This is a genomic window from Aeromonas sp. MTB (genome assembly GCF_056632455.1).
Map to the genome: position 1 here is coordinate 817,501 of NZ_CP147026.1, position 15,924 is coordinate 833,424.

The window sequence follows — 15,924 nt, forward strand, 5'->3', positions numbered from 1 at the left end:
ACAAGCAGTGGGAGCCCTTCGGGGTGACTGCGTACCTTTTGTATAATGGGTCAGCGACTTACATTTTGTAGCGAGGTTAACCGTATAGGGGAGCCGTAGGGAAACCGAGTCTTAACTGGGCGTCTAGTTGCAAGGTGTAGACCCGAAACCGGGTGATCTAGCCATGGGCAGGTTGAAGGTTGAGTAACATCAACTGGAGGACCGAACCCACTAACGTTGCAAAGTTAGGGGATGACCTGTGGCTGGGGGTGAAAGGCCAATCAAACTCGGAGATAGCTGGTTCTCCCCGAAAGCTATTTAGGTAGCGCCTCGGACGAATACTACTGGGGGTAGAGCACTGTTTGGGCTAGGGGGTCATCCCGACTTACCAACCCCATGCAAACTCCGAATACCAGTAAGTAATATCCGGGAGACACACGGCGGGTGCTAACGTCCGTCGTGAAGAGGGAAACAACCCAGACCGCCGGCTAAGGTCCCAAAGTTCTGGTTAAGTGGGAAACGATGTGGGAAGGCTCAGACAGCTAGGATGTTGGCTTAGAAGCAGCCATCATTTAAAGAAAGCGTAATAGCTCACTAGTCGAGTCGGCCTGCGCGGAAGATGTAACGGGGCTCAAACCAGGCACCGAAGCCGCGGATTCACACTTATGTGTGAGTGGTAGGGGAGCGTTCTGTAAGTCTGCGAAGGTGTATCGAGAGGTATGCTGGAGATATCAGAAGTGCGAATGCTGACGTAAGTAACGATAAAGGGGTGAAAAGCCTCCTCGCCGGAAGACCAAGGGTTCCTGTCCAACGTTAATCGGGGCAGGGTGAGTCGACCCCTAAGGCGAGGCCGAAAGGCGTAGTCGATGGGAAGCAGGTTAATATTCCTGCACGACTTGTAATTGCGATGGGGGGACGGAGAAGGCTAGGTGGGCCAGGCGACGGTTGTCCTGGTGAAAGTGCGTAGGTGGTGTTTCTAGGCAAATCCGGAGACACAACACTGAGACACGAGACGAACGCACTACGGTGCGGAAGCCATTGATGCCCTGCTTCCAGGAAAAGCCTCTAAGCTTCAGATTACAAGTCATCGTACCCCAAACCGACACAGGTGGTCGGGTAGAGAATACCAAGGCGCTTGAGAGAACTCGGGTGAAGGAACTAGGCAAAATAGAACCGTAACTTCGGGAGAAGGTTCGCTCTTGATGGTGAAGTCCCTTGCGGATGGAGCTGTCGGGAGTCGCAGTGACCAGATGGCTGGGACTGTTTATCAAAAACACAGCACTCTGCAAACACGAAAGTGGACGTATAGGGTGTGACACCTGCCCGGTGCCGGAAGGTTAATTGATGGGGTTAGCGCAAGCGAAGCTCTTGATCGAAGCCCCGGTAAACGGCGGCCGTAACTATAACGGTCCTAAGGTAGCGAAATTCCTTGTCGGGTAAGTTCCGACCTGCACGAATGGTGTAACCATGGCCATGCTGTCTCCACCCGAGACTCAGTGAAATCGAATTCGCCGTGAAGATGCGGTGTACCCGCGGCTAGACGGAAAGACCCCGTGAACCTTTACTACAGCTTGGCACTGAACATTGAACCTACATGTGTAGGATAGGTGGGAGGCTTTGAAGGCGTGACGCCAGTTGCGCTGGAGCCGTCCTTGAAATACCACCCTTGTATGTTTGATGTTCTAACGCAGGGCCCTGAATCGGGCTCGCGGACAGTGCCTGGTGGGTAGTTTGACTGGGGCGGTCTCCTCCCAAAGAGTAACGGAGGAGCACGAAGGTTGGCTAATCCTGGTCGGACATCAGGAGGTTAGTGCAATGGCATAAGCCAGCTTAACTGCGAGACGGACAGGTCGAGCAGGTACGAAAGTAGGTCATAGTGATCCGGTGGTTCTGAATGGAAGGGCCATCGCTCAACGGATAAAAGGTACTCCGGGGATAACAGGCTGATACCGCCCAAGAGTTCATATCGACGGCGGTGTTTGGCACCTCGATGTCGGCTCATCACATCCTGGGGCTGAAGTCGGTCCCAAGGGTATGGCTGTTCGCCATTTAAAGTGGTACGCGAGCTGGGTTCAGAACGTCGTGAGACAGTTCGGTCCCTATCTGCCGTGGGCGTTGGATGATTGAAGGGAGTTGCTCCTAGTACGAGAGGACCGGAGTGAACGAACCTCTGGTGTTCGGGTTGTCACGCCAGTGGCACTGCCCGGTAGCTAAGTTCGGAATCGATAACCGCTGAAAGCATCTAAGCGGGAAGCGAGCCCTGAGATGAGTCATCCCTGACCCCTTGAGGGTCCTAAAGGGCCGTTGGAGACCACAACGTTGATAGGTGGGGTGTGTAAGCGCGGCGACGTGTTGAGCTAACCCATACTAATTACCCGTGAGGCTTAACCATACAACACCCAAGAAGTGTTCTAAGACTTGTAGCAAATAGAACGAACTACTCAAATTCAGTGGTAATGACAAAGCACAGTAGCCAAGTCGTTATTCACGTCAGCTTTCTAGATTAAGAATTTGCCTGGCGGCCATAGCGCCGTGGAACCACCTGATCCCATGCCGAACTCAGAAGTGAAACGCGGTAGCGCCGATGGTAGTGTGGCATTCGCCATGCGAGAGTAGGACACTGCCAGGCACCCAATACAAGAAACCCCGCTCAATGAGCGGGGTTTTTTATTGCCTGCAATTCAGCAAATAGCCTGATAATTGCTCCGTTTTATTCCTCTCCCTTTGAATTCCTCGTCTTTCCCGTCTGTTTTACTCATAAAAAACGGTCGCAACAGCTTAAAATGGCGCTTTATTTCGTCGGAGATAGCCCATGTTTTGCCCAAAATGCGGCGGTCAAACCCTGCAGAGCGTCAGCCCCAAAGAGTTTAGCTGTGGCTGCGGTTTTCATTTTTTCCAGAATGTGGCGACGGCTGTAATGGTGGCGCTTTGCTGGCAGGATGAGGTGCTGGTTGCGGTGCGTGCCCGCAATCCGGGCAAGGGATTGCTGGATCTGCCGGGGGGATTTGTCGATCCCAGCGAGTCGCTGGAGGGGGCGCTGGTGCGCGAGTTGCAGGAGGAGTTGGGGCTCGATGTTAGCGCCCAACCTTTTACCTATCTCGGTTCCTTCCCCAATATCTACCCCTACGATGGCATCACCTATCACACCTGTGACACTTTCTTTGCCATCATGCTGAGCGAAAAACCGGTTATCCAGCCGGCTGACGATGTGGCCGCCTGTCAGTGGCTGAAGATCAGCGATATCCCCTTGCCCCGCTTTGCGTTCGAGTCGACGCGCACCGCGATGGCGCGGTTGCAGCAATCCCCTTTGCAAGCCTGATCCTTGCTGATGACGATGGGGATTGGCAGCGACCATCCCTGTCTCATCCTTGTCCGCTTTTGTCCCGCAGACCCCATTCGTCAGACGGTGAGTGGTATAGTCTGCAGTGGATCCGGATTCAAGGAGCATATCGTGAAGAAGATAGTTCTCATCTTGCTCGGCATCGCCGTGGCGGCCTTGCTGGCCATAGTGACGCTGATAAGCCTTATCGACCCCAATCAATTCAAGCCCCAACTGGCTGAACAGGTGCGCAAGAGCACGGGCCGGGAGCTGGTGATGGCGGGGGAGATTGACTGGCGTTTCTGGCCGAGTCTCGGCCTCTCGCTGGAGAAGGTGGCTCTGCGCAATCCGGCCGGTTTTGCCGAGCCGGATCTGATTCGTTTCGAACAGGGTGAGGCCTCGGTGGCCCTGTTACCGCTGCTCTCACATCGTCTGGAGATCGGCAAGGTGGCCCTGAGTGGCGCTCATCTCTTTATCCAGACCAAGGCGGATGGCAGCTCCAATCTGAGCGGACTGATCAAAGATGCCACTGCTGATGCAAGCGAACCGGTCGTCCCCGCAACCCCTGCGCCAACCGCTGATAGCAAGCCCTGGCAGATCAGCTTGCAGGGTGTCGCGCTCTCCCAGGCCAGCGCGCTGGTACAGGATGATCGCAGCGGCACCTCGCTGCGACTGGATCGCCTCGATCTCGATATGGGGCAGCTGGTCACCGGTCAGTGGGTACCCGTAACGCTGGCCGCCAAGGGGAGTGCCGACAAGCTCGCTTTCGATATCAAGGGTCAGACCCAGATCAAGCTGGCGCAGGAGGTGATGGCCAGTGAACTGAAAGACTTGAGCCTCAGTGGCAGCCTGAGTGATCCGTCCCTGCGACTCGACAGTTTCTCCATCAAGGGAGACCGACTGGCCCTTGGTGAGTGGAGCAACCTCACGTTGGCGCTGAAGGGGACCAAGGGTGAGGGGCAGCAAGCTTCATTGGCTGGCTCGCTGGAAGGAACACTCAAGGGACGGCTCGATAAAGAGATGAAGCTGGCCGAGCTCTCCGATGTGCTGCTGACGGCAGCGCTGGAAGGTGATGCGCTGCCACGCCCGCAGATGAAGCTGAAACTGGCCGGGTTTGCCCGTGCTGAGCTCGACAAACAGTTGATTACCCTGAGCAAGCTGGTGATGAGTGCCGATGAGGCGCTGCTGAGTGGTGATGGAACCGTGCAGCTTGGCGCTGTTCCCGCAATCAGCTTCGAGCTCAAGGGGGAGAAGCTGGATCTCGACAAATGGCTCGCCAAATCGGCACCGACCACGACCGCACAGCCGAAAGAGGACAAACCGGCGGCCGGTGTTGCCAACACCGCTGCAAGTGGCAATAAAGCGGTAACCGGCAAGAGCGAAACCCTCTCCGCGGTCGAACCGGATCTGGGCGCGCTCAAGGGGATGGATCTGGATGGTCGGCTGCAACTCGGCAGCCTGCGTCTGAAAGGGCTGGATCTCGGTGCTGTCGATCTGCAGGTGGCTCTGGCCAAGGGACTGCTGACGCTCAAGCAGTTCAGCGCGACCGTGGCTGGCGGTCAGGTAAGCGCGAACGGGGTACTCGACGCGCGCCAGCAGCCCGCCACCTACAAGGTGCACAAGCAGGTGGCCGGAGTGAATATTCGCCCCTTGTTGCAGACTCTGGCTCAGAGCGATCTGCTGGAGGGCAAGGGCGATCTCGATGTGCAGGTGCAGGGCCGTGGTCTCTCCGCGTTGGCACTGCGCAACGGGATGCAGGGCAAGGTTACCTTGAAACTGAGCGACGGTGCCCTGCATGGCATCAACCTGCCGGAGATGATCCGCGAGGCGCGGGCTACCCTCACCGGCAAGGGGGCCGAGCAGGTGAAGGAGGCGCGCAAGACCGACTTCAGCGCCCTGACCGCCAGCTTCCAGATTGCCAACGGCATCGCCCGCAGCAACGACATCCAGCTCTTTGCGCCGGCCTTGCGGGTCAAGGGCGAGGGGCAGACGGCGCTGGTGCCGGAGAGCCTCGACTTCCTGTTCCTCACCTCCATCGTCGAGAGCAGCAAGGGGCAGGGAGGCAAGGATGTGGACGAGCTCAAGGAGATCACCATTCCGGTGCGGATAGGCGGCCACTGGCAGGCCCCCAGCTACCAGCTCGATGTGAAGGCGCTGCTCAGCAACAACAAGCTGCTGGAGGATAAGGCCCGCAAGGAGGCCGAACGCGGCCTCAAGAAGCTGCTGGGTGACAAGGCCGACAACGAGGCCGTCAAAGGGGTGGCCGACCAGCTGCTCAAGGGGCTGTTCAAATAGATGACGGTTCATATGGGCTGGCGCGAGCCGCGCCAATGCCGTTAGCGGTTGACCGGATGTCAGCGCCATTGAAAAATGGCGCTGACATTTTTTATGGCGCAGTGATCTGCTGCGCCTTGATCCGGAGTCATCTCGAGTTGAACCCATGCGCCTGATCCTGCTGCTCTGCTCCCTGATCTGCTACGGCATGACGTATCCCGTGCTGGCCGGGCCGCTGGCGGATCGTCTGGCGGGCGAGCTGGCCAAGCAGGCTCCCGAACAGGCGCTGCCTCTTGACGAGGTGCAGCGGCTCGATCGTCGCCTGATCGCTCCCGACTCCCTATATCCCGCCTGGCAGCGTTATCCACTGCGCCAGTTGCAAGCCATCTATCGCTATCAGCAGGAGTGCGGGACAGAGAATGCGTTGCCTGCCGAGTGGCTGCCACTGCTGCAGGCGCTTTGTGGCCAAGGGGCTGCGCCCTCGACCAGTTGGTTTGCCGCTCACCCCATCTATCCGCTGGGCGGCTCCAGCGTGGCTCGCTGGCAGGCTGGTCATCCGGCGGCCGGGCTCAACGCTCTGCTCCATGTGCGGGAGCGGCGCGATCGGTTGGGGCAGCTTGGCGAGCTTGATGATGACAACCTCGACGCCCTGCTGCGGGGGGAGCGCTGGCTGCTGCAATCGGGTCAGCTCTGGCTGCTTGCCGATGGGCAGTGGCGTCGTTACGGCGCCGGGCAGTGGCAGCCGCTGGCCGAGCGGCTTGGCGTGACGCTGGATAGCCGTACCGATGGTCCCTGTGAAGAGCGAGTCGGAGCGATTTGCTTCAATACTCGCCCCACGCTTGGCTGGCAGTGGCTGGCGCTGGCCAGTTCCCTTGGTTTCATTCTGCTGCTGGGGTGGGCCAGCTGGCAGCGCTGGCGCCTGCTGCGGGAGCGGCGCGTCGCGTTGCAGATGCTGACTCATGAGCTGCGCACCCCCATCATGGCGCTCTCCGGCATCAGCGAGGAGCTGCGCCACGATTTCGATCGGCTGCCCCCTTCCGCCCAGCAGAGCGTGGGTCAACTGCTGGGCTGTGTCGCCCGTCTGCATCAGCTGGCGCAGGCCAGTCGCCACTATCTGGCGGCAGAGACCCTCGAGGATGAGCGGGTGGCGGTCAGTCTGGCCGAGTGGCTCCCCCTGGCCTGCGAGCGGCATGGCGCTACCTTCTGCCTTGAGCGTGAGATGACTCTGGCGCTCCCCTTCTACTGGCTCGATCTTGCCCTCGACAACCTGCTGCGCAACGCCAGCCAGCATGGCCGTGCACCGGTTCGAGTCAATGCCAGCTGGCAGGCGGGGCGTTTGATCCTCGCGGTTAGCGATAGCGGCGAGTTGCCGAGTTACCGGCTCGCCACCCTGCTGCGCCGCGGTGCCCGTGCCGAGGGTTTGGGGTTGGGGCTTGCCATCGTGCGCCATCTGCTGCGCCGTCTTGGCGGGCGCCTCACCCTATCCGGCCCGCCCACTACCTTCACCCTGACGCTGTCCTGCCAACTCTGGAGCGACACCGAATCATGAAGACCATCTTGCTTGTCGAAGACGAGGCGCTATTGGCGGAGAACCTGCAACGCTATCTGACCCGTGAGGGGTATCGCTGCCTCTGGTGTGACACTCTAGCTGCGGCGGAGCAGCAGTGGCTGGCGGCGGATCTGGTGCTGCTCGATCGCACCATGTCGGAGGGGGATGCCCTCGACTGGCTACCCCAGTGGCTGTCGCGCAAGGCGCTGCCGGTGATCGTGCTCACCGCAAGGGTGGAGGTGAGCGATCGGGTGGCCGGGCTCGATGCGGGGGCGCGCGACTACCTGACCAAGCCCTTCTCCCACGACGAGCTGCTGGCGCGGATCCGGGCTCAGCTGCGCCAGCTGGGGGATGGCACTCAGGCGGTGGGCGGCTTGCAGCTCCACCCCGCCCGGATGCAGGCGAGCTGGCAGGATGCGGAGGTGAGCTTTACCCCCACCGAGTTTGCCCTGCTCACCCTGCTGGTGCGGATGGCGGGGCGGGTGCTGAGCCGGGAGGAGATCCTCAACCGGGTATGGGGCTATCAGGCGTTTCCCTCCACCCGCACCGTTGATACCCATATTCTGCAGCTGCGCCAGAAGCTGCCTGGGCTGGCCATTGAGACGGTGCGCGGTATCGGCTACCGGCTGGAGGTGACAGCGTGAAGCGTGCCACGCTGGTTGGGCTGCTGTTGGCTCTAAGCGTCGGCCTTCTGAACCTGGGCCTTCTAAACGTAAGCAGCGTGATGGCAACCGAACTCCTCCTGGAAGCCGATCGCGCCGACCCGCTGCAACCGGCTACGTTGGCGCTGTTGCAGGGGGATAACCGGCACGCCTGGCAATCTTTGCAGCAGGCATGGCCCGCCCTCACAAGTGATGCCGAGCGCCGTAGCTGTCAGGGGATGCTGGCTGCGCTCAGTGCCCAGCACTGCGGCAAGGATTTCCCGCTCACTCTGCCTGATGGGGTGAGCGAGCTGCGCCTTGAGCTGATCCAGCGCGATGCGCCGCTGCTGCGGGACTATCGGGTGCAGTTGACCGGGGAGGGGCCCATCACCACCGCGGAACTTATCGATTCCGCTGGCCGTGACCGACTGGCAGGTGCCCAGTGGGAGGCGGAAGAGAACTCCGGAGTCAGGGTCGTGGGGTCCGATCTACCGACGCCTTTACCAGTCGGGCTCTATCAGCTGCGGCTGACGGTGGCGGGTAAGGAGTGGCAGGTGGCACTGCCGCTGCCTGCGGTGCAGGATCTGGACTGGCTCTCCCGCTCGCCACAGGCGGTAGCCAATCCCCCCGCCAATCCCGCTTCCTGTACGCCGCTCTGGCTTGAGCAGACTGTGCTGGCCCGCCCGCAATATTCCCTGCTCTGGTGGCACCGCATTGCGCCCGATGAGCCGGTGAACTGGCCTGCTGCCACGCCCGACAGCTGGCGTACCCTTTCGCTGGTGCAGACCAGCCAGCGCGGCCAGCTGGTGTTGCAGCTAAGCCACAGTCAGGCTGGGCCGGTTGAGTAATGGTCGTCGTGATGGTCAGTTGCACGCAATCCTGACATTGGCCTGACAATCGCAGGCGGCCAATCTGCTGAAATGGCGATTCCCGTGTGTTATCAGGAATCACCGACCATGACTCTTCTTCCCGTGCTAACGAGCCGGATCCGCCCGCTGCTGCTGTTGGCGCCGCTGTTCTCCCTGCCTGCCGAGGCGCTGACCCTTGCCAACGATCAGTGGCGCATCGAGCTGGATCCCGCCACCCTGGCGGCCGAGGCTGTGCTGCCATCGGGCAAGCACCTTCTCATCTCTTCTCCCGGCCCGCGTCAGCCGGTCACCGCTCTGCAGCAGGAGGGGGAGCGCGCCAGCTGGCTGACCCGTGCCGATGGCGAGGTGCGGGCCTTGGCTCGCCTCGAGGGCAATCGTCTGATCCTCACCCTGAGCCGTGCGAGTGCTGGCGAGCTGGTGTGGCCGCGGGTACCGGCAGGGGCGCAGGCGCTGATACTGCCGATCCACGAGGGATTTCGCATTCCGGCTACGCACACTGCGTGGCGCAAGGCGCTGGCGCAGGAGTATCAGGGGATCAACACCACGGATAATCTGACCCTGCCGGTGGTTGGGCTGGATCACGGCGATCAGCAGCTGGCGATCCTCTTTGCCAACCCTTTCAACAACCGGCTCACCTTTGCGCCCAAGCAAGATGGCATTGCCCTCACCGCGACCCATAGCGTCAATCGCCTCAATCTGGCTGACCCCTATGAGGTGGCAGTGTCGTTGCAACCGGGCAACGACTGGCTAGCGGCGGCCAAGGCCTATCGCAGCTGGTTGCAGGAGCGGGGCGAGCTGGTCTCGCTCGAGAGCAAGCTGGCGGCAGTAAAGGATGGCAAGCGGCTGATCGGCGCCTCTCACCTCTATCTCTGGGGTGAGCGACTGCTGGTGCCACAGGATGTGAAGAGCTGGCCCGCGCTGCGCCGCCTGATCCCCGCCGACTGGCTCAAGGGGGAGAGCAAGCGTGCGCTGCAAGCGCCCTTTCTGGCCCGCAACCGCTACCTGCAAAATTTGGTGTTGGCCGGGGTAGAGCAGGCGCTGGCGCTGCGCCATCCGGGTCAGCAACTGGCCGATATCAAAGCCCGGCGCACGCTGGCGGCCACGCAACTGGGTGCAGCGCTCAACGAGCCAGAGAGCTGGGGCGATGGCAGCTCGGCCAAGATGATTGATGCCCTCAAACAGGCTGGGCTACCAAAACTCTGGCTGGGGTTGCCCCAGTGGACGGCGGGTTTTGCCGCGCCAGAGGGGATAGCGCTTGCCAAACAGGCGGGCTATCTCATCGCTCCCTACGACTCCTACGATACCGCGCTGCCGGAGGGGAATCGCCAGCAGAGCTGGCTCACCGCCCAGATGGGGCAGGATATTTACCTGCGCTGCGGCATCATGCAGGAGAACGGACGGCGCAAGAGCGGCTTTCAAAATAGCGGCGTCTACACCAATCAGGCCTGTGTGCGCCCGGTGATGGAGCAGCGAGTGCCCAAATTGCAGCAGGCGAGCCACTACAACAGCTGGTTCCTCGATGTGGCGGCGACCGGCATGGTGTTTGACGACTTCGACCCGGCCAAGCCGACCAGTCAGGCGCAGGATGCGCAAAACCGGATGGCCGGGATGGCGTGGATTGCCAGGAGTCAGGGTGTACTGGTGGGCTCCGAGGAGGGCGGGGCGGTTGCCAATCGCACCGCGGCCTTTGCCCACGGCCCCCAGACCAGCGGCTTTGGCTGGCAGGATCCCGATATGCGCCGCAACAAGCGCTCTCCCTACTATCTGGGAGCCTGGTATCCGGAGCATCAGCCTGCGTTCTTCTTTCGCCAGAGCCACCTCAAGCCCGAGTATGAGGGGCTCTACTTCGATCCGGCGCTGCGGTTGCCGCTGCTCCAGAGCGTTTTTCACGACAGCATAGTGACCACCCACCACTGGACTATGGATAGCCTCAAGTTCAAGGAGAGCCGTCAGGTCACCGAGCTGTTGCAGCAGCTCTACAACGTGCCGCCGCTGCTCAATCTCAGTCTGGATAGCGCCAGCGCGCGCATTCCCTACCTCAAGGGGCTCGATGCTTTCTTCCGCCCGCTGCATGAAAGGCTCTACAACCAGCCCCTCACCGGTTTTCGCTGGCTCGACAAACGAGGAGTGGTGCAGCAGAGCGAGTTTGCCGATGGCACTCGACTGATAGCCAACTTCGGCCCGGCCACCGAGCAGGCGGGGATAAAACTGGCCGCTCAAAGCGTGTTGGCGCTGTTGCCCGATGGCAGTCAGCAGCAGTTTGTCTCGCAACCGGATGGCGCCCGCTAATCTGGCGTTCTGGCTTTTATTTCATTAGAGGATGATGTGGCGGAACTTTTTATGTATAGATGAACGTTCTGCAAAATAGATGAGAGGCAGTTCTGATGATTGAGAGTGAAGTGATTAGATAGGTAAACCATCCGGCGTGGCCGCTGGTCTGGCAGATCTATGGCGAGAGTTTTCCCCGCTACGAGCAGCGCCAGTCACAGCATCAGCCCCAGAAGATGCGGGATCCTCGCTATCACTGCCAAATCTTTTATCAGGACGGCCTGCTGCTCGGTTTCATCTTCTGGTGGGCGTGCGGTGAGCAGATCTATATCGAGCATCTGGCCATCAATCCGGCGCTGCGCGGCCGCAACTACGGCAGCCGCCTGCTGGCCGAATTTTGCGCGCGGGAAGGCAAAACCGTCATTCTCGAGATCGATCCGCCAGAAGATGAGATTGCCATTCGCCGTCTGCGCTTCTATCAGGGGCTGGGTTTTTGTCTCAACGACTATGCCCATCTCCACCCGCCCTATCATCCTGATTATCAAGGACATGCGCTGAGGGTGTTGAGCTATCCGGGGCTCCTTGAGGAAGAGGCCTATCAGCGTTTCAACCAGATGCTGGTGGAGACGGTGATGGAGCACGGCTTGAGTTGTAAAACGGGGATGTTCATTGCGAGATGAAGGGGGGATTATCCCCCCTCCTAATTTCAACTATTCATAGACTGATGTCGCGGTCAGCAACTGATCTGCAAAGGTAAAGATTTCATCGATCGAGGAAATAGGATGCCTAGTCTCTTTTTTGTCTGCATCGAATAAACCGATATATTTCTGTCTTGCATTAAAATGCAACCGGCATAACGGCTTGCGATTATTATCGTCGAGGAGAATACCAAAATAACTTTGGGTATCTCTTGCCGCGATTCTTGTTACATCAAATCGCTGTCTCAGAATTGCTTTGACAACATTAAAGCCTTCCATCTCTTCAATCGTTGTATCGACCTTTGATTTTTCCTCACTACAGCCTTCGGCATTATTGTTATCACTTGATGGATTACTATCAAATGCCGGTTGGATAGTTGAGGAGTTGACACTGCCACCAATCGCAGATTTCAATCTTGCATTGATGCTGTCATTCAGAAATTGGCTAAGTGCCTTCTTGGTAATGTCGGTAAAGGACTGTTTGACCTTTGCCGTCAGTACACCGTCATAGATTCTGGATGCAAAAAACTTAACAAAGTCTTCTTCCGGTGAGCCAAATTGTTCGGCTAGCAATTTTTTGATCTGGCTAAGGTACTTCAGTTCACCAGCTGCATCGACAACTGAATCAACATCGAAAGAGGTTTTGGTTAGTTTTAATACCTCAGGCACTATGTGTTCATCTATGTCTTCCAGATCGAGCGTCAAAAATGGTTTTTCGTCCATTTTGTTTGGGGCATCAAGGTCTGTGTAGAACTCATATTGTGCCCCATTGGTAAGAATGCCGATTCGAGCATTGGTAACTGAAAAATAGCGAAAGAGTTGACCAGAGTGCTTGGCCGAGAGTTTTTCACTGTATTTTTTACACTCAACCAGAATTTGCACTTGGCCATCTTTGAGAATGGCGTAGTCAACCTTTTCCCCTTTTTTGATGCCTGTATCTGCGGTGAATTCCGGAATCACCTCCGTAGGATCAAACACATCATAACCAAGTACACGATTGAGAAATGGCATGACAAATGCGTTTTTGGTTGCTTCTTCTGTGGTGATCATCGATGACTGTTGAGCAATCTTTTTGGCTAGACTCTGTAGCTGCTCTGAAAAATCCATTGTTTCCTCTCTGCGCTGGGACTGGAATTGTTGAGTTGATATTCACCCGTCATATCTGGCCAAAATCAGGTGAGGTCATAGAGACGGTTTATCTCTACGTATATTCAGCAAAGTGCCATACGATTCCAAGGCTGGTATGCCTGAAACAGGATCCAGCTCACCGCTATTGAGTGTTATATGAAGAAAATATGAGCTTGTAGCTGATATTTATATTAGAAAGGGGCGCCCAAGCGCCCCTTTCTCGTTGAACCTGCTGTGGTTTATCTCACTCCCCCAGCAGCTTGTGCCAGACGGCGAGCACATGGCTGCGCTCGTTTTGCAGCTGATCGTCGCTCACCTTGCGGGAGATCTCCGAAAGGTTGAGGCGATGGCCGAGGTTGCGGATCTCCAGATAGGCCTGTTTCAGCCCCTCCGCCTGCTCCAGCGTCAGCACCCCCGCCATCACGCACTCATCGAAGATGCGCACGTTATCGGACCAGCGGGTGAGGGCATCGGGCTCGCCGCAGGCGTGGGCCAGCACCAGATACTGGGCGATAAACTCGATATCCACCATGCCGCCGGGTGACTGCTTGAGGTCGAACTCGCCGGCACCTGCTTTGAGCAGGTGATCCCGCATCTTGTGGCGCATCTCGCGTACCTCGCGGGCCAGAGTCGGCAGCTCCCGCTCCCTGGCCAGCACATCGCGGCGGATGCGGGCAAACTCGGCAACGATGGCGTCATCGCCATAGATAGGGCGGGCCCGCACCAGCGCCTGATGCTCCCAGGTCCACGCTTCGTTTTGCTGATACTGCTCGTAGGCCGACAGCGACGAGACCAGCAGGCCGGAGTCGCCGGAGGGGCGTAGCCGCATATCGATCTCGTAGAGGATGCCGGAGGGGGTGCGGGTGCTGAACAGGTGCAGGATCCGCTGGGCGAGGCGCAGGTAGAACTGGCGGCTGTCGATGGGCTTGCGCCCGTCGGTGTAGCTGTTGGGGTCGCCGCCGTGCAGGAACACCAGATCCAGATCCGAGCCGTAACCCAGCTCGATACCACCCAGCTTGCCATAGGCCACCACCGCAAAGCCGCGCTGACCGCTCACCGCCACCTCGGGCGGCACCCCGTAGCGATCGCTCATCTGGGCCCAGGCCTGATTGACCACCTCCTCGGTGATCGCCTCCGCCAGCCAGGTGAGGTGGTCGCTCACCTTCATCAGCGGCAGGGCGCCGGCGATATCGGCCGCCACGATGCGCAGCAGCTGCACCTGCTTGAACTGGCGCAGCGCCTCCATCTGCTGCTCCACATCTTCCTCAGGGATGCGCAGCAGGAACTGACGCAGCTGGGGTTTGTACTGATCGAGCGGGGTGGGGTGGTAGAGGTGCTGGGGATCGAGCAGCTCGTCCAGCAAAATCGGGTAGCGGGCCAGCTGCTCGCTCACCAGATGGCTGGCATCGCACAGCCGCACCAGCTGGCGCAGGGCGCCCGGGTTTTCCGCCAGCAGTTGCAGATAGGCGCTGCGGGTGAAGATGCGGGTCAGCAACTCGCACACCCGCTCGAACAGGCGGGCGGGTTGCTCACTGGCGACCACCAGTCGCAGCAACTCCGGCATCAGCCAATCCAGCGCGATACGCCCCTGCGGGCCGACCTGACGGCGTTTGTACTCCTCTTTGAAACGCAGCAGCGCAGCGCAGAGCGGGGCGGGCTCGGCCACCCCCTGCGCGGTCAGCAGTTTTTCCAGCTCGGTGGCGTCGAGCTCGGTACGCCACAGATCGAGCCAGAGCTGCTCCAGATGGGCGGGAGCCTCTTTCTCTTCCCCCACCACGGCGGCGAACTCCTGATGGACGGCGGCCATCTCCTCATCGAGATGAGCCATAAAGGCGCCCCAGTCAGCAAAACCCAGAGCCGCGATCAGCCGCTGGCGATCCCGCTCCTCGGTGGGCAGGGTCTGGGTCTGCTGATCGCCGATCTCCTGCAATATGTTCTCGACCCGACGCAGGAAGCGATAGGCCTCCAGCAAGCGATCGCAATGGGCAGATTCGAGGGCGCCACATTGGGCGATGGCGGCCAGCGCCTCCGGCAGGTGGCGCACCCGCAGCGCCGGTTCACGACCGCCGCGAATAAGTTGCAGCGCCTGGGCGATAAACTCCACCTCGCGAATGCCGCCAGCCCCCAGCTTGATGTTGCCCTCCAGCCCCTTGCGGCGCACCTCGGCGGCGATCATCGCCTTCATCTGGCGCAGGCCGTCGATAACGCCGAAGTCGATATAGCGGCGAAACACGAAGGGGCGCAGCATTTCGGCGAGCTCCACTGCGTGCTCGCATTGGGGGCCCAGCACCCGCGCCTTGACCATGGCGTAGCGCTCCCAGTTGCGGCCGTGGTGCTGGTAGTAATCCTCCATGGCGGCGAAGGAGATGGCGAGCGGGCCCGCATCGCCAAAGGGGCGTAAGCGCATATCGACCCGGAACACCTGACCATCCTGGGTGGGCTGGTGGAGGGCGTTGATGATGCGCTGGCCCAGCTTGATAAAGAACTGCTGGTTGGCGAGCTCGCGCCGCCCGCCGACCGTGTAGCCGTTCTCGGGGAAGGTGAAGATAAGGTCGATATCCGAGGAAAAATTCAGCTCGCCACCGCCGAGCTTGCCCATGCCGAGGATCAGCAGCGGCTGCGGGTTGCCGTTGCCATCCATCGGGGTACCCAGCTCGCTGCACTGTTTGGCGTAGAGCCAGTCGCGAGCGGAGCAGATGAGGGCATCCGCTAGTTTGGTGAGATGGATAAAGCTCTCTTCCACCGCCGCATGGCCCAGCAGCTCGCGCCAGGCGATCACCAGCATGCGGCTGCGGCGGAACTGGCGCAGGATGCGCTTGAGCGCCTCTTCATCGCTCACCTCGGCGAGCAGGGCGGTCAGATCGCTCTGGTAGGCGGGCCAGCGCTCGGAGCGCTCCAGATCCCCGGAGGCGAGCAGTTCGGTCAGCAACTCCGGCTGTTTGAAGAGGGAGTCGGCGACAAAATCGGAGAGGCCAAGCAGGGTCAGCAGGGTCTGGCGAACGGGCTCGGGCAGCGAGCCATAGTCGGGGGCTAGCTCGACCAGTCGCTGCCATTGGCGCTCGGCCTGTTCTTGCAGCAGGGGGGAGAGGGCGGAGAAAGAGGGAGAGTGCTGGGCCACGGTTGCCGTCCTTGTGGTTAACGAAACTGCCGGATAAAAAGCTGGCTGCCAATCTAGCACTGTCAGGCCCCCGCGTCACAG

The 15,924-nt window shown here is 59.7% G+C and carries 9 protein-coding genes and 2 rRNA genes (1 of these 11 only partly in view); 9 read left to right on the top strand and 2 right to left on the bottom strand.

Translation table 11 applies throughout. From position 1 onward, the window contains the following. The 9 genes from WBR25_RS03925 to WBR25_RS03965 form a co-directional block, all read left to right on the top strand. Window positions 1-2,371 (top strand): 23S ribosomal RNA (locus tag WBR25_RS03925) (it extends 518 nt beyond the left edge of the window). A 122-nt stretch (window positions 2,372-2,493) separates the two neighbouring features. Next, window positions 2,494-2,608, top strand: a 5S ribosomal RNA gene (gene rrf, locus WBR25_RS03930). Between the two features lie 183 nt (window positions 2,609-2,791). Then, entirely contained in the window at window positions 2,792-3,298 is a 507-nt protein-coding gene (locus tag WBR25_RS03935) for an NUDIX domain-containing protein (RefSeq protein ID WP_201933939.1), read from the top strand. A 132-nt stretch (window positions 3,299-3,430) separates the two neighbouring features. After that, window positions 3,431-5,593, top strand: coding sequence for an AsmA family protein (locus WBR25_RS03940; protein WP_307896292.1), 2,163 nt, complete (start codon window positions 3,431-3,433; stop codon window positions 5,591-5,593). Between the two features lie 145 nt (window positions 5,594-5,738). Next, window positions 5,739-7,121, top strand: coding sequence for an ATP-binding protein (locus tag WBR25_RS03945; RefSeq protein ID WP_307896293.1), 1,383 nt, complete (start codon window positions 5,739-5,741; stop codon window positions 7,119-7,121). Continuing rightward, the gene (locus WBR25_RS03950) at window positions 7,118-7,765 is read left to right on the top strand and encodes a response regulator transcription factor (protein WP_307896294.1); all 648 of its coding nucleotides are present in this window, start codon (window positions 7,118-7,120) and stop codon (window positions 7,763-7,765) included. Before WBR25_RS03945 ends, WBR25_RS03950 begins: the two co-directional genes overlap by 4 nt. Window positions 7,766-7,845: 80 nt before the next feature. After that, the gene (locus WBR25_RS03955; protein ID WP_429194004.1) at window positions 7,846-8,610 is read left to right on the top strand and encodes a DUF2861 family protein; all 765 of its coding nucleotides are present in this window, start codon (window positions 7,846-7,848) and stop codon (window positions 8,608-8,610) included. Window positions 8,611-8,718: 108 nt separating this feature from the next. After that, window positions 8,719-10,920, top strand: a complete 2,202-nt coding sequence (locus WBR25_RS03960) for a glycoside hydrolase (protein ID WP_479749438.1) — start codon at window positions 8,719-8,721, stop codon at window positions 10,918-10,920. Between the two features lie 143 nt (window positions 10,921-11,063). Next, window positions 11,064-11,579: a GNAT family N-acetyltransferase gene (locus tag WBR25_RS03965; protein ID WP_479749872.1), complete on the top strand. Its 516-nt coding sequence runs from the start codon at window positions 11,064-11,066 to the stop codon at window positions 11,577-11,579. Between the two features lie 30 nt (window positions 11,580-11,609). Here WBR25_RS03965 and WBR25_RS03970 read toward each other — a convergent pair whose 3' ends face one another. Beyond that, complete coding sequence (locus WBR25_RS03970; RefSeq protein ID WP_021229484.1) at window positions 11,610-12,704, bottom strand: type I restriction endonuclease; 1,095 nt, start codon at window positions 12,702-12,704, stop codon at window positions 11,610-11,612. A 265-nt stretch (window positions 12,705-12,969) separates the two neighbouring features. Continuing rightward, on the bottom strand, window positions 12,970-15,843 hold the full coding sequence (gene glnE, locus WBR25_RS03975; protein WP_479749439.1) for a bifunctional [glutamate--ammonia ligase]-adenylyl-L-tyrosine phosphorylase/[glutamate--ammonia-ligase] adenylyltransferase: 2,874 nt from the start codon (window positions 15,841-15,843) through the stop codon (window positions 12,970-12,972). Between the last annotated feature and the right edge of the window lie 81 nt (window positions 15,844-15,924).

Bases quoted from the DNA above. Each gene is read 5' to 3' on its own strand.
- WBR25_RS03935 (WP_201933939.1), top strand. From the start codon at position 2,792: ATGTTTTGCCCAAAATGCGGCGGTCAAACCCTGCAGAGCGTCAGCCCC.
- WBR25_RS03950 (WP_307896294.1), top strand. From the start codon at position 7,118: ATGAAGACCATCTTGCTTGTCGAAGACGAGGCGCTATTGGCGGAGAAC.
- WBR25_RS03955 (WP_429194004.1), top strand. From the start codon at position 7,846: ATGGCAACCGAACTCCTCCTGGAAGCCGATCGCGCCGACCCGCTGCAA.
- WBR25_RS03960 (WP_479749438.1), top strand. From the start codon at position 8,719: ATGACTCTTCTTCCCGTGCTAACGAGCCGGATCCGCCCGCTGCTGCTG.
- WBR25_RS03945 (WP_307896293.1), top strand. From the start codon at position 5,739: ATGCGCCTGATCCTGCTGCTCTGCTCCCTGATCTGCTACGGCATGACG.
- WBR25_RS03970 (WP_021229484.1), bottom strand. From the start codon at position 12,704: ATGGATTTTTCAGAGCAGCTACAGAGTCTAGCCAAAAAGATTGCTCAA.